Origin of the sequence: Streptomyces fractus, assembly GCF_049844455.1 — a bacterium.
GTDB classification, from domain to species: domain Bacteria; phylum Actinomycetota; class Actinomycetes; order Streptomycetales; family Streptomycetaceae; genus Streptomyces; species Streptomyces fractus.
Map to the genome: position 1 here is coordinate 738512 of NZ_JBMYHI010000002.1, position 21033 is coordinate 759544.

Below are 21033 nucleotides of genomic sequence, written 5' to 3' on the forward strand. Positions count from 1 at the left end.
CAAGGGAATTGATGCGCGTACTCGGCATGATCTCCGGGACCTCGCACGACGGCATCGATGTCGCCGTCGTCGACTTCACGCAGGACGGCACGACGCTGCGCGGCCACCTCGCCCATCACGGCTCGACGCCGTACGCGCCGCGGCTGCGCGCCGACCTCGTGGCCGCGCTGCCGCCCCGGCAGATCACTGCGGCGGACGTCTGCGCCCTGGACACCCGCATCGGGCAGGCCTTCGCGGAGGCGGCCCGTGCCGCGCTCGACGAGGCGCCCGCCGACGCGGTGTGCAGCCACGGCCAGACCCTCTATCACTGGGTGGAGGACACCACGGCCCGTGGCACGCTCCAGATCGGCCGACCGGCCTGGGTCGCGGAGGCGACGGGCCTGCCCGTGGTCAGCGATCTGCGCAGCGCCGACATCGCGGCGGGTGGCCAGGGCGCCCCGCTCGTCCCCCTGCTCGACCGGATGCTGCTCGCGCCCGACGTTGAGCGGGGTCGGCGCGCCGGCGCGCTCAACCTCGGCGGCATCGCCAACCTGACCGTCGCCGCCCCCGGCTCCGCACCGGCCGCCTGGGACCTCGGCCCGGCCAACGCCCTCATCGACGCCGTCGTGGCCGGATCCCCCGACACGGCCGACGTGTTCGACCGCGACGGCCGCCTCGCCGCGTCCGGGACGGTGGACGAGGCCCTGCTGGCCGAACTGCTCACCGAGCCCTACTACACGCTCGCACCGCCGAAGAGCTGCGGCAAGGAACTCTTCGACGAGATGTACGTCTCCGGATACGTGGAGAAGGCGGCGCGCCGGTCCGGCCGCCGCCCCGAGCTGAACGACGTGGTCGCCACCCTGACCGCGCTCACCGCGGAGACCGTCGCGCGGACCGTGCGCGAGGCACGGCTCGACGTGCTGTACGTGTCCGGGGGCGGCCTGCGCAATCCCACGCTGATGGCCGCGATCGAGGCTCGACTCGACGGCCTCGCGGTCCGACCGAGCGATGCGCTCGGTGTGCCGTCCGACGCGAAGGAGGCGCTGGCTTTCGCCCTCATCGGCTGGCACAGCCTGCACGGACTGCCGGGCAATGTAGTGGCGTGCACGGGTGCGTCGGAGGAGCGAATTCTCGGCCAACTCACTTTTGGTGTCCGGGGATTGTTGTCTCCCGGTATGGCGCCGGTGCGGCCCGAGCGGCTGGTGGTCACCGGCGGGGCCGCATGAGCGTCGACCTGGCCGGGGCGGCCGCCGAGGTTCTGGCCACAGGTGGCCGGGGTCGGTGTCCTGCCGGGGTGTGTCTGGGCGTGACCACCCCCGCCACGGGGACCGTGCTGGCAGCGGCCGGTTGGGCGCGGCTCCCCGACGGCGCGGTGCCGGGCGAGCCGATGACCACGGACCTCCTCTTCGACCTGGCCTCGGTGACCAAGATGGTGGCGACGACGGCCGTGGCCATGCGGCTCGTCGCGGCGGGGCGACTGGACGTCGACGCTCCGGTGGGGCGCCACTTGGCCGGATTCCGACTCAAGCCCCTCCGGCGATTGAGGAACGGGGAGTTGGGCGGAGCCCCGCACGCGATAGGCCGTCGCAGGCCGGGGCCGGGCATCGCGGATCGGACCCACGTCACCGCCGCCCACCTGCTCACCCACCGCTCGGGCCTGCCCCCGTGGTGGCCGCTGTACTGCCGGACCACGGACCGGGAGACCGCGCTCGACCTGGCCGAGCGGCTCCCGCTGGACACACCGCCCGGCACCCACCGCGCGTACTCGGACGTGGGCTTCATGCTGCTCGGCCGGCTCGTCGAACGGATCACGGGCACGGACCTGGCCACCTCGTTCCGACAGTGGGTCGCCGACCCTCTCGCTCTGCCCCACACCCGTTACGGACCCGTCCCGCCGGCCACCGCCGCCGTGAGCAGCGACGGCGACGGGATCGAGGCGCACATGGTGCAGTCCGGTCGGCCGTACCCCACCCCGTGCACGACGGCCGACTTCACCGGCTGGCGCACCGGGCCCGTTCGCGGCGCGGCGGCCGACTGCAACACGGCCCACGCGCTGGCGGGTGTCAGCGGGCACGCGGGCCTGTTCGCGCCCTTGGACGAACTGCTGCGCCTGGCCTCGGCGCTCGTACACGACGAGTCCTTCGTCCCGGCAGCCGTACGCTCCCGGTTCCTCGCGGTCGCGGACCCGCGCAACCCCGAACAGGGCCTGGGATTCCGCCGGTTCACGATGGACACTCCCGGCGGGCCCGTGCCGATGGTCGGCCACGACGGCTTCACCGGAACGCACGTCGCGGTGGCCACCGACCGCCCGCTCGCCGTGGCCCTCGCAGCGACCCGCCTGCACGGCACACGCACCGACCGGGTGGGCCTGGTAGCCGTGGACGACCTGTCCTCCGCCGCCCACCGAGGAACCGTACGTGCCTTGGCGTCGGCGGGCGCCCTCCCGCGGCCCCTCTCGCCCGGACGCACAGGTCACACAAACCACACTCGATACACCGGACGTACCGAACGCACCGAACGCACCCTGGAGTCGCCATGACCGCCCCCGTCCCGGCCGAGGCCGACCCGCGCGACGACACCGCCACGCACGGCGGTGCCACGCTGCGCATCCGCGGTCTCTCGGTGGCCTACCGGACATCCGGCCGCGATGTCACGGCCGTGGACCGGGTCGATCTCGATCTCGCGGCGGGCGAGACGGTGGCGGTGGTGGGGGCTTCGGGGTCGGGCAAGTCGACGCTGGCCGCGAGCATCAACCGGCTCCTCGCCGACAACGGCCGGATCACCCGCGGCTCGATCCGCCTCGACGACCTGGAACTCGCCACCGCCCCGGTCAAGTTGCTGCGCCAGGTGCGCGGCGCGCGGATCGGCATGGTGCCGCAGGACCCCATGACAAACCTCGACCCGGTCGCCACGATCGGCTCGCAGATCACGGAGGCGCTCCGGGTGCACGGGCTCGCGCGGGGCGAGAAGGCCCGCGCCGAGGCGGTGGCGCTGCTGGAACGCGCGGGCATCGCGGACGCGGGGTCCCGTTTCTCCCAGTACCCGCACGAAATCTCCGGCGGGATGCGCCAACGCGTCCTGATCGCCATGGCGTTGGCCTGCCGCCCGGACGTCCTGATCGCCGACGAGCCCACGTCGGCGCTCGATGTCACGGTGCAGCGCCTGGTCCTGGACCAAATGGCGTCTCTCACCCGCGACTTGGGGACATCGGTCCTCCTCATCACCCACGACCTGGCCCTCGCCGCGGAACGGTCCGACCGGGTGGCGGTGATGCACGAAGGCCGCGTGGTGGAGACCGGCCCGTCGCGCGAGATCCTCACAAAGGCCCAACACCCTTACACACGCCGCCTGTTGGAAGCGGCACCCGGCATCGCCCGCACCAAGGTCACACCGATCCCCCGACCGACCTCCCCCTCGCCACCCCTCCTGGAGCTGCGCGGCGTCACCAAGACGTACCGACTGCGCGGCCGCCGCGAACCGCTTCGCGCGGTGGACGACCTCAGCCTCACGGTGCATCCCGGCCGCACGGTCTCCCTGGTCGGCGAATCAGGCTCCGGCAAGTCCACCACGGCCCGCATCGCCCTGCGCCTGGAGGACTGCGACACGGGCACGACACACTTCGAGAACACGGATGTCACCAGGACGCACGGCCGCCGCCTCCTCCCGTTCCGCCGCGCCGTCCAGCCGGTGTTCCAGAACCCGTACGCGTCCCTCGACCCGCGCCACACCGTGGCCCGGATCGTTTCCGAGCCCCTGCGGGTGCACGGCATCGGCACCAGCCGGGCCGACCACCGCGCGCGGACCGCCGACCTGCTCGACCAAGTGGCGCTGCCCTCGGCCTGCATGGACCGCTACCCCCACGAACTCTCCGGCGGCCAACGCCAACGGGTGGCCATCGCCCGCGCCCTCGCGCTCGGACCCCGGCTGATCGTCATGGACGAGGCCGTGTCCGCGCTCGACGTCCTGGTCCAGGACCAGATCCTCGACCTCATGGTCGAACTCCAACGCGACCTCGGCCTCGGCTACCTCTTCATCAGCCACGACCTGGACGTGGTCCGCCTCGTCTCCCACCACGTCCTGGTGATGCGCGAGGGCCGCGTCGTGGAGGAGGGCACCCCTGACGCGATCTTCGAAGCCCCCCAACACCCGTACACACGCGACCTCATCGCATCGATCCCGGGCAAGGGCGCGCGCCGGCCGGGCCTTTGAACCGGCCGTGCGCGACCCGCACCACCAGCGTCCACCCCATCCCCGCCTGGCCGACTCGCTGCGTGCTACGCCCGCGACCCCGGCTGCTCCCCGATCGAAGGCCCCATGTACTGCTCCGCGAACGACCGCACATACGCCGGGTCGTCACGCAGGCGCTGCCAGCGGGCCCGGCGCAGGCGTTCGCGGTAGGGAGCGTGCGGGGTGCCGGGGTCGTCGGCGTGGAGGAGTTCCAGCATGGTGTGGCTGAACTCCTGCACCTGCCACACATCGGCGAGGCGTCGCCCGGAGTACGAGGTCAGCACATCCGCCAGGGGTGCCTCGCCCGCGAAGTGGGCCGGCAGGGAGACCGCGAGATCGGCGGCGTCGGCCATCGCGAGGTTCATGCCCTTGCCTCCGGAGGGTGGCACGATGTGCGCGGCGTCGCCGAGCAGTACGACCCTGCCGTGGTGCATGGGTTCCACGACCTTGGTGTGCATGTCGACGATGGCGCGGTCCAGGACGGGGCCTTCGTCGAGCGTCCAGTCCGGCAGGTCGAGCCGCATGTGCAGCTCCTTCCAGATCCGGTCGTCCGGCCACTGCTCGACGGTGTCACCGGAGGGTATCTGGAGGTACATGCGGGTGACGTCGCGCGAACGCAGCATGTGTCCCGCGAAGCCGTCGGGGTGTTGCGCGTACACGGTGTGTCCGGCGGACGGCGGTGCCTGGACGAGTGCGCCCAGGAGGCGTGCGTCGTGCGGGACGTCGTACCGGGTGAAGGCCGAGTCCGGCAGTGCCGCGCGGGTCGGTCCGTGCCAGCCGTCGGCCCCGGCGACGACGTCTCCACGGATCTCGGTGCCGTCGGCGCACACCACCCGTGCCTCGTCCGGTACGACCTCGGTGACGGGCCTGCCCAGCAGCAGGGTGCCGCCCTCACCCACGTACGCGTCCAACAGGTCGGCCACGACGTCCTGTTGGGGATACACATAGCTGGGCGCGTCACCGCACCACGCCTCGTAGTCCACGATGACCCGCTCGCCCTCGGCGTGTATCTCGCAGCGCGTGTGCGCGAGGCCCTCCGCGCGCAGCCGGGCGGACAGGCCGTGCCGGTCGAGCAGCTGCACCGTGCGCCGTTCCAGGAACCCGGCCCGCGAGCGTGCCAGCAGCTGCTCCCGCGTGAACTTGTCGACCACCACGCAGTCGATCCCACGCCGCCGCAACAGCACCCCGAGCGTCAGCCCTGCGGGGCCGGCTCCGACCACGACCACACGTGTGTCGACCGTACGCACCAGCTCTCACTCCCTCTGCGAGGCCGGGAGGAGGGGAGGCCGGCCCCGTCGGCGCACCTTACGGGAGTGATCAAGCGGGGTGTGCGGCAGGTCGTCCGTGGCCGGGATCACAGTGCGATGCGGGCCGCTCGCGGAATGCGCGCGGGAGGTGTCGCGGTTGCCACGGAAGATCGCCGCTTGTGCAGCGCCGCACAGCCGACCAGTACTGATATCCCGTATGCCCGTACTTCTGAGGAGCCCCCGTGGCCGACCCCACGTCCCGCGCCGCCGAGATACTCTCCCGTCCCCTCGCGCTGAACGGCCTGACCGTGCCGAACCGCATCGCGATGGCGCCGATGACCCGCATGTTCTCGCCGGACGGAATTCCCGGTGAGGACGTGCGCTCGTACTACGCGCGGCGCGCCGCCGCGGGCGTCGGCCTGATCATCACCGAGGGAACGTACGTGGGCCATGACTCGGCCGGCGACAGCGACCGGGTGCCGCGGTTCCACGGCGAGGAGCAGCTGGCCGGGTGGGCGCGGGTCGCCGAGGACGTGCACGCGGCGGGCGGCACGATCGTGCCGCAGCTGTGGCACATCGGCATGGTGCGCAAGGCGGGCCAGCCGCCGTTCGCCGACGCCGCGCCCGTCGGCCCCTCCGGCATCCGCGTGGACGGCACCGAGGGCGAGGGCCGGGCGATGACGCAGGCCGACCTGGACGACGTCATCGGTGCCTTCGCCCAGGCCGCCGCGGACGCGGAGCGCATCGGTCTCGACGGCGTCGAGGTGCACGGCGCGCACGGCTATCTGCTCGACCAGTTCCTGTGGGCCGGGACGAACCGCCGCACGGACGCCTACGGCGGTGACGCCGTGGCCCGTACGAAGTTCGCCGCCGAGGTCGTCGCCGCGATCCGCGAGCGTGTCTCCGCCGAGTTCCCGATCATCTTCCGCTACTCGCAGTGGAAGCAGGAGGCGTACAACGCGCGTCTCGCGGAGACCCCGGAGGAGCTGGAGGCCATCCTCGCGCCGCTGTCGGCGGCCGGTGTCGATGTCTTCCACGCCTCCACGCGCCGTTACTGGCGTCCGGAGTTCGACGGCTCGGACCTGAACCTGGCGGGCTGGACGAAGAAGCTCACCGGGAAGCCGACCATCACCGTCGGCTCCGTCGGGCTCGACGGCGACTTCATCCGCGGCTTCGCGGGCGAGGGCTCCCCGGTCAAGGGCATCGACGACCTGCTCGACAGCCTGGAGCGGGACGAGTTCGACATGGTCGCGATCGGCCGCGCCCTGCTCCAGGACCCGCAGTGGGCGGCGAAGGTCCTCGCGGGACGCTTCGACGAGCTGAAGCCGTACGACGCCTCGGCGCTCCAGACGCTGAGCTGAACCACCGCCTGACGAAGGGGCGTTCGCCCTCCTGCCACCCGGCCGGAGAGCGGGCGCCCCTTCCGCGTGGGACAGACGTGGGGCAGCCCGCCGGGACAGGGGAGCCCGCGCAAAGGTAAGCAACTTCTTGCAACTGCCTGGCCGGAAGTGCATGGTATCGATCATCGTTGCGCTGAATCGGCCGACGCTCACGAACAGGGAGGGACGACGGTGAGTCCAAGCAGGGCGGTGTGCGACTGCATCGATCCGCTGGCGGGGGTGCGGGACACCGGTGACCCCGAACACGACGTGTTCCTGACCGGAACCGTCTTCATGGACCTGGTCTTCACCGGGCTCGACGGCGCCCCGCGCATCGGCACCGAGAACTGGGCCCGCGGCATGGGCTCCAGCCCCGGCGGCATCGCCAACATGGCCACCGCGCTCGCCCGCCTGGGCCTGCGCACCACGCTGGCGGCCACGTTCGGCACCGACCTGTACGGCGACTACTGCTGGGAGTCGCTCGCCGACGTCGAGCGCGTCGACCTCACCCACTCGCAGCGGCTCCCCGGCTGGCACTCGCCGCTGACGGTCTCGATGGCGTACGACGGCGAACGCACCATGGTGACGCACGAGCACCCGGCGCCCCCGCTGGAGCACACCGTGCCGCGCGCCCGCGCCGGCGTGGCCTCCCTCGAACCCGGCCGCGAGGACGCCTGGCTGCGGCAGGCGCACGAGCAGGGCGCCCTGCTCTTCACCGACGTCGGCTGGGACGAGTCGGGCCGCTGGGACACCGCGACGCTGACCGGACTCCCGTACGCCCACGCCTTCCTGCCCAACGCCACCGAGGCGCTGCACTACACGCGCACCGACACCACGCGGGACGCGGTGGCCAAGCTGGCCGACCTCGTGCCCATCGCCGTGGTCACCAAGGGCCCGGAGGGCGCCGTCGCCGTCGACTCGATCACCGGGGAGCACGCCGACGTCGAGGGCCTGCGCGTGGAGGCGCTCGATCCGACCGGCGCCGGGGACGTGTTCATGGCCGGGTTCGTGACCGGCACCCTCGCCGGGTGGCCGCTCGCCGACCGCCTGGCCTTCGCCAACCTGACGGCCGCCCTGTCCGTGCAGCACTTCGGCGGCTCGCTGTCCGCGCCGGGCTGGGTGGAAGTGGCCGCCTGGTGGGGCGAGTTGACGGCTCGGTCCAAGGCCGGAGACACCGCCGCCGCGGACCTGGCACACCGCTACGGCTTCCTGCACGACCTCGTTCCCGCCCGTCTGCACGAGGTGGCCCGCCGCCGCGCCACACCGACCCTCGGCTTCCGCGCCGCGTAGGAGACACACCACCATGAGCTCAAGATTCACGCGGAGGTCGGTGCTCGCGGCCGCCCTCGCCGTCGGCGCCGCGAGCTGCACACCGGGCACCGACGGTTCGGGCGCCGTGACCGGCGACACCGCGCCGGGCGGCGGCAACGGCGTACCCGACCCGGCGAAGGCCGGGAACGTGACGCTGCACGTATGGGACCAGGAGGTCCGCGGCGGCACCAACGCCGAGATCGAGCAGCTCAACAAGGAGTTCCAGCACAGGTACCCGAACGTCACGATCAAGCGGGTATCGCGGAGCTTCGACGACCTCAAGACGACGCTCAAGCTGGCGCTGTCCGGCAACACCCCGCCCGATGTCGTCCAGGCCAACCAGGGCTACCCGGACATGGTCGCGTTCGTCGAGGCGGGCCTGCTGGCACCGCTCGACAACTACGCGGGCATCTACGAGTGGAACACCCGCTACCCGGCCACGCTCCTCAACCTCAACCGGGTCTCCGTACCGGAATCGGGCGCGTCCCGCCGCTTCGGCACCGGGCGCCTGTACGGGATCTCGCAGACCGGCGAGTTCGTGGGTCTCTACTACAACAAGCGGGTCCTGAAGAAGGCGGGCCTCCAACCCCCGCGCACCTGGGCCGAGTTCACCGACAGCCTCGCGGAACTCAGGAAGGCCGGGCAACTCCCGATCCAGTTCGGCAACCTCGACAAGTGGCCCGCGATCCATACCTTCGGCATGCTCCAGGACCAGCAGGGAGCGGAGCGGGCCCGGGACACCGTCCTCGGCCGCGGCGACGGCTTCGCCGGCTCCCGTACGACGAAGGCGGCCACCACGCTGACCGACTGGATGGACCGCGGTTACCTGCCCAAGGACGCCAACGGGCTCGGCTACGACGACGCCAACAAGAAGTTCATGGCCGGCCAGGGCGCGTACACGATCACCGGTACGTGGATGCTGGCCGACCTGAAGAAGCAGCTCGGCGACGACCTCGGCGTCATGCCCCCGCCGCCGCCCACCGAGGGCGGCAAGCCGGCCACCACCGGCGGCCAGGGCCTGGCATGGTCGGTCACCTCGCGGTCCGCGCACCCCGAAGTCGCGGCCGCCTACCTCGACTTCATCACCAGCGAGCACGCGGCCGACGTGATGACGGAGAACGGCGTCCTGCCGGCGGTCCCCGGGAAGGCGGCGGACGCCCTCGACCCGAAGTCCCCCGACGGCCAAATGGTGGACGGCTGGCGGCAGTTGACGTCGGCCGACGGCCTGGTCCCGTATCTGGACTACGCGACGCCGACGTTCTACGACACGTCTTCCGCGGCCCTTCAGGACCTCATCGCGGGCAAGACGTCACCTCGGAACTTCGCCCGCAAGCTCCAGGCCGACTACGCCCCGTTCATCAAGAAGCAGCAGGGCAAGGGCAGTTCGGGAGCGTCGGGCTCGTGACACGGAAACTCACATCGTCGGGCCGGGCCCCCGGAGAACCCCGCTCCGTCGGCTACCTCTACGTCCTGCCCGCGCTCGCGGTCTACGGCCTGTTCCTCCTCTACCCCTTCGGCCAGGCGGTCGGCCTGTCCTTCCTCCACTGGGACGGCCTGACCCGCGCCACGTCGGCGGGCCTCGACAACTACACGGCCCTCTTCACGGACCCGAGCCTGCGCGCCCCGTTCGGCCACGCACTGCTGTTGCTGGTCTTCTACGCGGCGCTGCCGGTGGCCATCGGCCTGCTGCTCGCGGCGACGATGTCCCGCATCCGGGTCCGCGGCATGACCTTCTTCCGTACGGTGCTGTTCCTGCCGCAGGTCCTCGCGATGGTCGTCGTCGGTGTGGCCTGGCGCTCGATCCTGGCGCCGGACGGCCTGCTCAACGACGTCCTGCGGGCCGTCGGCCTCGACAGCCTGGCCCGCGCGTGGCTGGGCGACGACACATGGGCGCTGCCCGCCGTGGGCGTCGTCGGCACCTGGGTCATGACGGGCCTGTGCATGGTCCTCTTCCTCGCCGGAGCGCAGCGCATCCCGCGCGAGCTGTACGAGGCGGCGCGGCTCGACGGAGCGGGCGCCGTGCGGGAGTTCTTCGCGGTGACACTCCCCGGCCTGCGCGGGGAGATCTCGGTCGCCCTGACGCTCACGATCATCGCGGGCCTGCGCAATTTCGACCTGATCTACATCACCACGGGCGGCGGCCCCGGCAATGCCACCTCCGTCCCGGCCTACGAGGTCTACCACCGCGCCTTCGAGCTGAACGAGGTCGGCTCGGCGGCCGCCATCGGCGTAGCACTCACCGTCCTCATCTTCGCCCTGACCGTCACGGTCTCCCGTCTCGTCGAAGGGCGCCGCACATGACCTCCCGCATCGAGCGCACGGCCACGTACGCGATCCTGGCCCTGTTCGCGGTCCTCGCACTCACGCCAGTGATCGGCATCCTCTCCACCGCCTTCTCCTCCCCCGACGCGGTGGGCGGCGGCTTCGCCCTCCCGGACGGCGTCCACTGGTCGAACTTCCAACAGGCGTGGCAGCGCGGCCACTTCGGCACGTACCTGGGCAACTCCGCCCTGGTGACGGTCGTGGTCGTGACCGCCTCGACGCTCCTGTCCATCCTGGCCGCGTACGCCTTCGGCACCATGCGCTTCCGCGGCTCCACGCTCCTCTTCTACCTGTTCGTCCTGGGCCTCACGCTCCCCCAGGAGGCACTGGTCGTCCCCCTCTACTTCGACCTGCGGTACTTCCACCTCACGGACACCTACTGGTCGCTGATCCTGCCGCAGACCGCGCAGTCCCTCGCCTTCGGTGTGTTCTGGATGCGCACATACTTCATGAACAGCACCCGCTCGGTCATCGAGGCGGCACGCGTCGACGGCGCGAACACCTGGACCACGCTCTGGCGCATCCTCGTCCCGATGGGGCGCCCGGCCATCACCACGCTCATCGTGATCACGTTCATGTGGACGTGGAACGAGTTCCTGATGGCCCTGGTCATGATCAGCGACGAGTCCCTCCGCACGGTCCCCCTGGGCCTGGCCTTCTTCCAGGGCCAACAGAGCGCGGACACGACGCTGCTCGCGGCAGCGTCGGTGTTGATCGCGTTGCCGGTGGTGGTCGTGTATGTGGCGTTGCAGCGGAAGTTCATCGAGGGGATGTTGGGTGGGGCGGTGAAGGAGTAGGCGTCGGCGGCGGCAGCGTACGGCTGCCGCCGCCGGGCCCGGTCCCGCTAGCGGGCGGCCGGACCGCCGAGTAGCGCCACCAACGCCGGATCCCCTTCGGCCAGCGGCCGGTTGGCGATGGTCTCGGCCACGGTCTTCGTCTCCGTACCCGCCGCGAGCAGCACGGCCCGCGCCTGCGCTGCGGGCAGCGCGTTGAACCACGTACGGACGAGGGCCAGTTGAGTCCGCCGGGTCACCGATCCGCGTGCCCGGAGCCGCGAGATGCCGCCGTCCGGGAACACGTCGAAGCGCAGGTGAGTGACCTCATCGGCGGGGTCCACGTCGAAGTAGTGGCGGGTGTCCGGCTGCAATCGGGTCCGGGGCAGCACCGGGAACCAGTCCGACGAGTCCGGGGCCGGGGTGACATCGGAACGAGCGCCGTACACGGCGCACTCGTCGGACGCGTTGTACTTGTAGTAGGAGGTGTCGACCTCTATCTCGTGGAGGCGTCCGGGGGCGGCCAGGCGCAGGATCGCCCAGTCGTTGCCGGGGCCCCGGCGACGCTGGGTCTCCCAGCCGTCGCCCATGTGCCGGGCGAGGCCCGGGAGGGTGAGGACATCGGCAGGCGAGTAGAAGGTGTCGCTGCCCGCCTCCACCGCGCCGCCGAGTTCGCGGGCGGCGAGGTCGAGGGTGAGCCGGGCGAAGCGGCGCGGGTCGGGTACGACCTGCCCGTACACGCGCAGCCGGGCGACCCCACCGTCGGGGTACGTTGAGAGGCGAAGGTGGGTGAAACGTTCGGCGGCCGTGACGTGGAACGGGTTGTGGGTGTCGCCCTTCAGGGGAGAGCGGGGGACGATCTCCACCCATTCGACGTCGGGTGCGTCCAGTTCGTCCGGCGAGGGGTAGCCCTCCACGCCGCAGGCTTCGATGCGGCACTCCTGCGGAAAGTTGCCGGTGAAGAAGCTGGTGTCCACGTCGACGGCGTGGATGACGCCGGGCGCGCCGAGCCGTATCAGGACCCAGTCGTGGCCGGGTGTGCGTCGGCGCCGCGTTTCCCAGCCGTCGACGATCTCGCCCTTGTGCCCGTACGTGCCGGGGGTGAAGTCGGCGGCGTCCGGGACGAGCAGGTTCTCCTTCTCGCCGAACGATTCGTCGCTGGCCGCGATGACGCTGCCCCCGAGGTGACGGGAGGCGAGGTCGGTCAGGGGCGGCTGATCGGTGGGGAGCATGCGGGAACCTCGCGGTGAGGGCACAAGTGCCGGTGTATTTGCGGGAATTGGCGGTGCGGGCGGCGACGGGAGCGTCACCACTTCCTCGTCACACCTTCAAGTGACGGGAGAGCGGCCACCCGATGATCTTCTTGGGGTCGGGGTTCGCATAGCTGCGCACCTTGCTGGTGGCGAGCCCGAGCCCGACGACGGCTTCGGCGAGCCGTACACCGGCGGCGACCGGGTCGACGACAGGCACCCCGAGTGCTTCGGTGATCTCCTTGTCGAGTCCGGCCATGCCGCCGCAACCGAGGCAGATGACCTCGGCACCGTCGTCCTCGACGGCCCTTCTGGCTTGCTCCACGATCGCGGCGATCCCCGCCGCCGGGTCCTGGTCGAGTTCGAGGGTGGCCAGGCCCACGGAGCGTACGGAGGCACAGTGCGCGGCCAGGCCGGCCGTCAGCAGACGGTCCTCGATCGCACCGATGGAGCGGTCGAGGGTGGTGACGACCGAGTAGCGACGGCCGATCATCTGGGCGACGTGGGCCGCGCTCTCGGCGATGTCGATGGCAGGGACGTCGGTGAGCTCTTGGAGGCCCTCGCGACCGTGCTCGCCGAACCCTGCCATCACGATGGCGTCGTACGGTGCGTCGTACGTGGCGACGCGGTCCATGACGGCAACGGCCGAGAGCAGGCTCTCGAAGGCGCAGTCGATGCCGTCGGCGCCGAAGTGCGGGGTGAGCGGCACGATGGTCGTGCCCGGCGACGCACACTCTCTTGCAGTGCGGGCGATGGCGTCGGTCATGGATTGGGTGGTGTTGGGGTTGACCACCAGAATGCGCATCAGGAGTCCCTTCGCGATGGGCCCGGACGGGGTGGGTCCGGGTGGGGTTGAGGTCACGCCCGCGGGGCGGCGCTGCGCCCCTCGGACGGGGCCAGCAGCTGTCCGCGCGGGTGGGTGAAGTCGACGGGCCGTCCGCGCAACCAGGTCTGACGGACCACGCCGAACAGTTCGCGCCCGGCATAGGGCGTGACGGGCTGGCGGTGGTGGAGCGCGGCCGGGTCGACGGTGAACGTCTCGTCGGGTGCGAGCAGGCAGAGATCGGCATCGCGGCCGCGGGCGATGGCGCCCTTGTGCGGCAGGCCCATGAAGGCGGCGGGCCGCTGCGCCATCCACGTGGCGATGTCGCCGAGGGTGTGTCCGCGGCGGCGGGCCTCGGTCCACACCACCGGCAGAGCGACCTGGAGCGAGGAGATCCCGCCGAACGCCTCGGCGAAGTCGCCGTGCTCCAGCGCCTTGTGTTCGAGGGCGCACGGCGAATGGTCCGAGACGACCATCTGGAGCGTTCCCCTGCCCAGTGCCGCCCAGAGGCGGTCGCGGTTGGCGACATCCCGGATCGGCGGACAGACCTTGAACGTGGTGTCCCCGTCGGGTACTTGATCGGCAGCGAGCGCGAGGTAGTGCGGGCAGGTCTCGGCGGAGACCGTCACCCCGTCGGCCTGTGCGGCTCGGATGAGGTCGGCGCCGCGTGCGCTGGAGACGTGGACGATGTGGCTGCGACCCGCGACGGCGCGGGTCGCGTCGATCACAGCGGCGATCGCACGGTCCTCGACGTCGGCGGGCTGCGTGGCGAGGAAGTCCCGGTAGCGGCGGCCGTCCGCCGGGCCGTTGGAGGCATCCACCGGCTGCTGCCCGCCGTCCTCCGCGTGCACGGCGAGGACTCCGCCGAAGGTGCCGATCTCCGCCAGAGCGGCCTTCAGTTCCTGCGTCGTGACGGGTGGAAACTCGGCCAGGCCCGTATTCGCCAGAAAGCACTTGAAGCCGAGCACGCCAGCCCGGTGCAGGTCGTGCAGCCGATGGATGTTGGTCGGCGTGACACCGCCCCAGAATCCGACGTCCACATGGCAACGCCCTTGTGCCGCACAGCGCTTGGCGTCCAGGGCCGGGATGTCGACGGTGACCGGGAGGCTGTCCAGCGGCATGTCGACGACGGTGGTGATGCCGCCCGCCGCGGCCGCCCGGGTACCGGAGTCGAATCCTTCCCAGCCCGATTGTCCCGGGTCCTGCAGATGGACATGGGTATCGACGAGGCCGGGCAGCACCACGACATCGGGATCGACCCGCACCTCCTCCCTGGCGGGCAACACCGCTTCGAGGTCTTCGACGCAGTGGATCCGCCCATGGCCGATGCCTATGCTCGCGGGCCGTTCCCCGTCGGGAGTCATCACGCGCTCGGCGCGGACGACCGTGTCCAGGATCTGCATGCCGGTGCTCCTCGGGTGGGCGCGGTGCGGGTACAGGGCGGTTGCGGTTGCGGGCAGCGGGTCAGGACGGTTCGGCCACGGGATCCGGCGAGACACGATGCGGCGCGGTCCTGGACGGAGCGAAGCGCGGGAAACCGAGGAGGGCGCGGGCGTCGGCACGCCGGTGGACCAGTGCCACACCAGCGAGGTACACGAACGCGCCGGTCAGCCACGCCTGAAGGGCGGGAAAGCCGATGTACGTGTGCTGGAATCCGGCGGTGCCCGGAATCAGCCCGCCGGTGCTCACCCCCACGATCGTGCCGGCGAGCACCGCGACGACACCGGGCCAGTTGGCGGCCGCCGCGTCCTGCCACTGGGCGACGCGCTCCATGGGCCGGCGCAGTCCGAACAGGCGCGGCAGGAGGAAACGATCGACGGTCATGACGGTGCTGGCCGTGGGAACGGTGACGGCCCCGATGCCGGTGACGATGTTGAAGGTCTGCTGGAGGCTGGGCAGCACGAGCGTGAGTCCGCCCGCGACGGCGCCGAGGATCAGGACGGTGTACTGGCGGCGCCAGCGCGGCAGTTCGGACATCAGGTTCTGTACGCCGTTGACGGCTATGTAGAGGTTGCCGTCGTTGACGGCGGCCTGGTTGACGAGGAAGAACACGAACGCGAGGGCCACGAGCCCGAACAGTGAGAAGTCGACGAAGTACTTGATGCTCGGCCCGAACTCGGGGCGATCGGCGAGGATCGCCACCACATACCCCATGACCGGGAACATGAACGAACCGACGATGTACGAGACGACGATGGTCGGTACGTTCCACTGCGGCCGGGTCTTGGCGTAGCGGAACACATCCGCCTCGTTGCCCCACGTCGACAGGCCCACCATCGCACCGGTCACCATGAGCACCGAGGACGGGGAGGCGAGGTGCACCTGCGAGTGCAGTTGGCTGTCCGAGACGGTGGCCAGGCCGCGGATCGTCGCATAGAGCCCCCAGATCATCACCACCGGCACGGCGACGAACTGCGCGAACCGCTGCACACCGCCGAAGCCGAAGTACGTATTGGTGATCATGACGAAGGCGAGCCCGACGGAGACGGCCTTGACGGCGGGCACCGCGAACAGGCCGCCCAGCAGTGACATCACGAACAGGACCGTGAAGACGTAGAACCCCAGGCCGTTGACGAGCAACAGCACGGAGACGAACCGGCTGCCGATGCGGCCGAAGACCCCTCGGGTCATGACGGAGGTCGTCTGCCCGACCGCGGCACCGGTGTTCGCGGCGCCGAAGCAGTACAGGGACATGGCCGCGGTGGCGATCGACATCGCCACGATGAGCTGGGTGAACGTCAGCCCTTCGAACCGGGCGGTGTATCCCACGTAGGCGGCCCCGAAGGTCGCCTGCATGGAGAGGAACGTCAGCAGGATCCGGAGATTGGAGCGTCGCTCCGACTGCGGCACCACACTGTCCGTGTAGTCCTGCGCCGCCCCCGATCCGTCTGGGGTGGATACGGGCCGGGACTTTCCGATCATGGCTACTTCCCTACGAAGGAGGGGCCCGCGTGGGCCGCCGGGGCGTGCCTGAAATTGCTGCGGCTCCCTTGCCGTGATGCGGCGTAGCCAACAGCCTCCCCGACCGCCCGTCAAGTACTGCTACACATCACTTAACACCGAAGTAACAAGGTGGTTGGGGTGGCATGGACGTCGTGTTAAGCGGTTCGCTATGTTGTCGGCATGGCGGACCGATCACTCCCGACTCCCGAGGACCCTGTCAGCAACCTGGGCCCCAACATCCGCGCGGCCCGCGAGAAGCAGGGCTTGTCACTGCGCGAGCTCGCGCGGCGCATCGGCATCACGGCGAGCGCGTTGTCACAGATCGAGACGGGCAAGACGCGCCCCACCGCCAAGACGGCCTACGAGGTCGCCCAACAGCTGGGACTGACCCTCGCCGAACTCTCCACGTCCCCGTCCGCGACGAACGACGACGCCAACACCCCGGCCCCGCCCGACCCTCACCAGCGCGCCGAACTCGACGCCATGGCAGTCCACTTGCGCAACGCCGTGGAGTTCATCCCCCATGACGCCCAACGGACGGTGGGCCTCCAGGGCGGCGAAACCTTCCGCGTCCTGAGCGGCCATTCCCTCCCCGGCGCCAACTGCCTCCTCCTCAGCTACGAGCCGGACGCCTCCTCGCCGCCGGACGACGAGTTCGTCCGCCACAACGGCCATGAGTTCAACTACCTCATCTCCGGAAAACTCGTCATCGAGGTCGGCTCGGACCGCTTCGAACTCACCCCCGGCGACACCCTGACATTCCCCGCGACCACACCTCACCGCCTCTCCAACCCTTGGACCGAGAAGGCGGAACTGCTCTCCTTGTTCCTGCACGGCGGCCCACACCCGCACTGACCCGCTCGACCTGGAGGAAGGCAGGGGCAATTGTCCGACGGCGGAACCGAACCCGACTCCCCCACCGTCGACCTCGACGAGGTTCTGCGGCTCATCGACGAACTCGCCGAGTCCGACGCGGAGCTGGACGTACTCCTGGCCCGCACCGCCGCGTCCCTCGGCCGCGCCGTCGGATTCCGTACGGTCGATGACGAGGCATGTGCGGCCTCACCCGATGCCGGGGCCGGAACCGTGGAGCAGCCTCCGTACGCGGCAACACACACCCTCCCCGGCACCGGCCACATCTGGATCGACACCGGCGGCCTCGCGCTCACCGAAGCCGAGACCGCGTTGTTGCTCCGGCGGCTCGGGATCGCCGCGAAGCTCGCCCTGCTGGCGCGGGGCCCGGTCGACCGGCCCGTCGCGGACGGTGTCGCGCTCCGGTCCGTCGTCGATGCCGGCGTCGACGCGGCGGAGCGGGCCCGTACGTGGCTGCGGCTCGGACTCAACGAGGCGTCCACGACGACGGTGTTCGCGTTGGCGGGGCCGCCCGAGGCGGCAGGGGCGTTCGTCGACGGGCTGCGGGGGCACACCCCCGTCGTGCTCCACGCGCCCGTCGGCGCCGTCCAGTTGGTGGTCGCGAAGGAGCTCGAACCCTGCGACGTCCCCGGCGTGCCGGTCGGGGCCCGCGCGGCGTTCGCCGGGCCCTGTCCCGCGGCGGACGCGCCGCGGGCCTGGCAACTGGCCAGGACCGGGCTGCGGTTCGCCCGTCCCAGCACGCGCCCGCGCGGACCGTACGGTGTGCAGGAGGCCGTGCTGGTCGACGCGGCGGGGCTCGGCGGGTACGCGCTGCTCGCGGAGACGTTGAGCGCCGAGCGGATCGCGCCCGTGCCCGACGTGCGCCAGCTCGGCCGGCTGGTCGACGAGCACGGGGAGGACATGCTCGTCTGCCTGGAGGCCGTCGCCGCCACGGACTCGGTCCGCAAGGCCGCGCGCCTCCTGCACCGGCACCACAACTCGGTCGCGTACCGGGTGGAACGCGCCCAGCGCTACCTCGGGTACAGCTTCACCGAACCGTACGGGCGCACCCGGCTCTTCCTCGCCCTGGTGCTGCGGCGCCTCCAGGAGTCGGGTGACCTCTTCCGGGCGGGCGGGACAGATGGCCCGCCAACCGAGCCACCTGCCCAATGACGTACGTCACGCGGCCTGGTGATCCTGCAGATGATCGGCCAACCGAGCCCGGCACCGTCGCCGGGAAGGGAGTGGTGGCGCATCATGCGGCAGACCCAGCAGACCCAGCAGACCCAGCAAGCCCAACAGGCGCAGCGGAACCAGCAGGCACAGCGCAGCCCGCACTACGACGTGATCGTGATCGGTGCCGGGTTCGCCGGCATGTACCTCCTGCACCGGCTCCGAGACGAACTCGGACTGCGCGTGCGGGTCTACGAGCGCGGTGGCGGCGTGGGCGGCACCTGGTACTGGAACCGGTATCCCGGCGCCAGGTGCGACGTCGAGTCGATGTACTACTCGTACTCCTTCTCCGAGGAACTGGAGAAGGAGTGGGAGTGGACCGAGCGCTATCCGTCCCAGCCCGAGATCCTCCGCTACGCCGATCACGTCGCCGACCGCTTCGAGCTGCGCGGGGACATCGAGTTCAACACCTCCGTGCGTGGCGCCGATTACGACGCGGGCACCGATACCTGGAACGTGAGCCTTGAGGACGGGCGGCGTGCGAGCGCGTCGTATCTCGTCACCGCCGTCGGCTGCCTGTCCGCCTCCCGTGTGCCGGACTTCCCGGGGCTCGCGTCCTTCACCGGGCCGACCTACCACACCGGCCGCTGGCCGCACGAGGGCGTCGACTTCAGCGGGCGGCACGTCGCCGTCATCGGGACGGGGTCCTCCGGCATCCAGGCCATCCCGGTGATCGCCGAGCAGGCCGCGCACGTCACCGTCTTCCAGCGCACCCCGAACTTCTCCGTCCCGGCGAACAACAGGCCGCTCGAACCGGACGAGCAGCGTCGCGTGAAGGCCGGCTACCGGGAGCTGCGCGCCGAGGCCCGCGCCTCGGCCTCCGGGGTCGTCGTGCCGCCGCCGCTGGGCAACGCGCTCGACATCGACGAGGCCCGCCGCACCGCCGAGCTCGACCAACGCTGGGCCTTCGGCGGGACGACCTTCATGGGCGCCTTCGAGGACACCTCGATCGACGAGTCCGCCAACCAGGTCTCGGCCGACTACGTGCGCGACCGCATCCGCGCCACCGTCGAGGACCCGGCCGTCGCCGAACTGCTCTGCCCGACGAACCACCCCATCGGCACCAAGCGCATCTGCGTCGACACCGGCTACTACGCGACGTACAACCGCGACAACGTGACCCTGATCGGGCTGCGCGACAACCCGATCGAGCGCATCACGCCGCACGGGCTGCGGGTCGGCGGCGTCGACCACACCGTGGACGCCATCGTCTTCGCCACCGGCTACGACGCCATGACCGGTCCGCTCGACGCGATCGACATCCGCGGTCTCGACGGTGCCGCGCTGCGCGAGGAGTGGGCCGCCGGGCCCCGCACGTACCTCGGGATCGCCTCGGCCGGGTTCCCGAACCTGTTCATGATCACCGCGCCGGGCAGCCCGTCCGTCCTCAGCAACATGATCGTCTCCATCGAGCAGCACGTGGCCTGGGTCACCGACGCGATCGACCACGCGCGCCGGACCGGCGTCGTGCGGTTCGAGGCCGAGCGCGACGCCCAGGAAAAGTGGGTCGACCACGTCAACGAGGCGGCGGAGGCGACCCTCTACCCGCGGGCCGCGTCCTGGTACATGGGCGCCAATGTCCCGGGCAAGCCGCGGATCTTCATGCCGTACGTCGGCGGGGTCGGCCCCTACCGGGAGATCTGCGACGAGGTCGCCAAGGACGGCTACCGCGGCTTCGCCCTCACCCGCGCCACGCACACGAACCCCGCGCACACCCGCCCTGCCGGCACCCGCCACCTGGTCGACCCCGAGATCGCGCCGCTCCTGGACGTCTTCCCGCCGCTCGGCCTCGGCCCTGACACCCTGCCCCTGGCCCGCGAGGCCACCCGGGCGCCCGTGCCGGACGCGCCCGACCCGCAGGCACTCCACCCGGACATCACCACAACGGAGCGGTGGATACCGGGATTTGAGGACGGCGACCCGCAGGTGCGCGTCCTCCACTACGAGCCCAAGGCCCGCCCCGCTTCCGCCACCACCGCCGCTCTCGTGTGGATCCACGGCGGCGGCTACGTACTCGGCGCGGCCGACGCCGACGAGATCCTGTGCCGCCGCATCGCCACGGAGACCGGCGTCCAGATCGTCTCCGTCGACTACCGGCTCGCCCCCGAGACCCGGGCGCCCGGGCAGGTGCACGACTGCTACGCCGCCCTGCGCTGGGTGCATGACGAGGCGGACGGCCTCGGTGTCGACCGCGAACGCATCGTGATCGGTGGCGCGAGCGCGGGCGGCGGGCTCGCCGCGGCCCTCACGGTCCTGGCCCGCGACCGGGGCGAGATACCCGTCTCGTTCCAGCTCCTCATCTATCCGATGCTCGACGACCGCACCTCCAGCACGGTCGACGCCCACCCGCACGCGGGCGAGTTCGTCTGGACGCCGGGCGACAACCGCTTCGGCTGGGAGTCGCTGCTCGGCCACGAGCCCGGCGGGAACGGGGTCTCCCCGTACGCCGCCGCGGCCCGCGTCGAGTCGGTCGCCGGCCTGCCGCCCACCTACCTCAGCGTCGGCGCGCTCGACCTCTTCCTGGAGGAGGACGTCGCGTACGCCACACGCCTGATCCGCGCCGGGGTGCCGACCGAACTGCACGTGTATCCGGGGGCGTACCACGGGTACGACATGGTGCCGGACGCCCGCGTGACCCAGGCGTACTTCCGTGACTTCCTCGGGGCGCTCGGGCGGCATGTGAACGGGTGAGGG

16 protein-coding genes are annotated in these 21033 nt (G+C 71.1%); 11 read left to right on the top strand and 5 right to left on the bottom strand.

Annotated elements, in window-relative coordinates:
* Positions 1-11 precede the first annotated feature (11 nt).
* From ACP4E5_RS05490 to ACP4E5_RS05500, 3 genes are all read left to right on the top strand, one after another.
* Positions 12-1205, top strand: a complete 1194-nt coding sequence (locus ACP4E5_RS05490; protein WP_425825576.1) for an anhydro-N-acetylmuramic acid kinase — start codon at positions 12-14, stop codon at positions 1203-1205.
* A gap of 80 nt (positions 1206-1285) precedes the next feature.
* Complete coding sequence (locus ACP4E5_RS05495; protein WP_425825577.1) at positions 1286-2518, top strand: serine hydrolase domain-containing protein; 1233 nt, start codon at positions 1286-1288, stop codon at positions 2516-2518.
* Positions 2515-4188, top strand: a complete 1674-nt coding sequence (locus ACP4E5_RS05500) for an ABC transporter ATP-binding protein (protein ID WP_425825578.1) — start codon at positions 2515-2517, stop codon at positions 4186-4188. The genes ACP4E5_RS05495 and ACP4E5_RS05500 overlap by 4 nt, the downstream gene beginning before the upstream one ends.
* A gap of 65 nt (positions 4189-4253) precedes the next feature.
* Here ACP4E5_RS05500 and ACP4E5_RS05505 read toward each other — a convergent pair whose 3' ends face one another.
* Positions 4254-5453 (bottom strand): 4-hydroxybenzoate 3-monooxygenase, encoded by a 1200-nt coding sequence (locus tag ACP4E5_RS05505; protein WP_425825579.1) that lies wholly within the window; start codon positions 5451-5453, stop codon positions 4254-4256.
* Between the two features lie 242 nt (positions 5454-5695).
* Here ACP4E5_RS05505 and ACP4E5_RS05510 point away from each other — a divergent pair, with 242 nt between their 5' ends.
* The 5 genes from ACP4E5_RS05510 (at position 5696) to ACP4E5_RS05530 (ending at position 11262) form a co-directional block, all read left to right on the top strand.
* Complete coding sequence (locus ACP4E5_RS05510) at positions 5696-6814, top strand: NADH:flavin oxidoreductase (RefSeq protein ID WP_425825580.1); 1119 nt, start codon at positions 5696-5698, stop codon at positions 6812-6814.
* A 210-nt stretch (positions 6815-7024) separates the two neighbouring features.
* Positions 7025-8122, top strand: coding sequence for a carbohydrate kinase family protein (locus ACP4E5_RS05515; protein ID WP_425825581.1), 1098 nt, complete (start codon positions 7025-7027; stop codon positions 8120-8122).
* Positions 8123-8135: 13 nt separating this feature from the next.
* Positions 8136-9548 (top strand): extracellular solute-binding protein, encoded by a 1413-nt coding sequence (locus tag ACP4E5_RS05520; protein ID WP_425825582.1) that lies wholly within the window; start codon positions 8136-8138, stop codon positions 9546-9548.
* Positions 9545-10444 (top strand): carbohydrate ABC transporter permease, encoded by a 900-nt coding sequence (locus ACP4E5_RS05525; RefSeq protein ID WP_425825583.1) that lies wholly within the window; start codon positions 9545-9547, stop codon positions 10442-10444. Before ACP4E5_RS05520 ends, ACP4E5_RS05525 begins: the two co-directional genes overlap by 4 nt.
* Entirely contained in the window at positions 10441-11262 is an 822-nt protein-coding gene (locus tag ACP4E5_RS05530) for a carbohydrate ABC transporter permease (RefSeq protein WP_425825584.1), read from the top strand. The genes ACP4E5_RS05525 and ACP4E5_RS05530 overlap by 4 nt, the downstream gene beginning before the upstream one ends.
* A 47-nt stretch (positions 11263-11309) precedes the next feature.
* Here ACP4E5_RS05530 and alc read toward each other — a convergent pair whose 3' ends face one another.
* From alc to ACP4E5_RS05550, 4 genes are all read right to left on the bottom strand, one after another.
* Entirely contained in the window at positions 11310-12470 is a 1161-nt protein-coding gene (alc, locus tag ACP4E5_RS05535) for an allantoicase (RefSeq protein ID WP_425825585.1), read from the bottom strand.
* Between the two features lie 88 nt (positions 12471-12558).
* The gene (locus tag ACP4E5_RS05540) at positions 12559-13293 is read right to left on the bottom strand and encodes an aspartate/glutamate racemase family protein (protein WP_425825586.1); all 735 of its coding nucleotides are present in this window, start codon (positions 13291-13293) and stop codon (positions 12559-12561) included.
* A gap of 53 nt (positions 13294-13346) precedes the next feature.
* Entirely contained in the window at positions 13347-14714 is a 1368-nt protein-coding gene (gene allB, locus ACP4E5_RS05545; RefSeq protein WP_425825587.1) for an allantoinase AllB, read from the bottom strand.
* Positions 14715-14775: 61 nt separating this feature from the next.
* The gene (locus tag ACP4E5_RS05550) at positions 14776-16233 is read right to left on the bottom strand and encodes a purine-cytosine permease family protein (RefSeq protein WP_425825588.1); all 1458 of its coding nucleotides are present in this window, start codon (positions 16231-16233) and stop codon (positions 14776-14778) included.
* 201 nt (positions 16234-16434) lie between these two features.
* Between ACP4E5_RS05550 and ACP4E5_RS05555 the strand changes: the two genes are divergently transcribed.
* From ACP4E5_RS05555 to ACP4E5_RS05565, 3 genes are all read left to right on the top strand, one after another.
* A complete protein-coding gene (locus ACP4E5_RS05555) occupies positions 16435-17109 on the top strand; it encodes a helix-turn-helix domain-containing protein (protein WP_425825589.1) in 675 nt (224 codons plus the stop codon).
* 30 nt (positions 17110-17139) lie between these two features.
* Positions 17140-18279 carry a helix-turn-helix domain-containing protein gene (locus tag ACP4E5_RS05560; protein WP_425825590.1) on the top strand — a complete coding sequence of 380 codons (1140 nt, stop codon included), beginning with the start codon at positions 17140-17142 and terminating at the stop codon, positions 18277-18279.
* Positions 18280-18363: 84 nt separating this feature from the next.
* Positions 18364-21030, top strand: coding sequence for a flavin-containing monooxygenase (locus ACP4E5_RS05565; protein ID WP_425825591.1), 2667 nt, complete (start codon positions 18364-18366; stop codon positions 21028-21030).
* Positions 21031-21033: the final 3 nt, after the last annotated feature.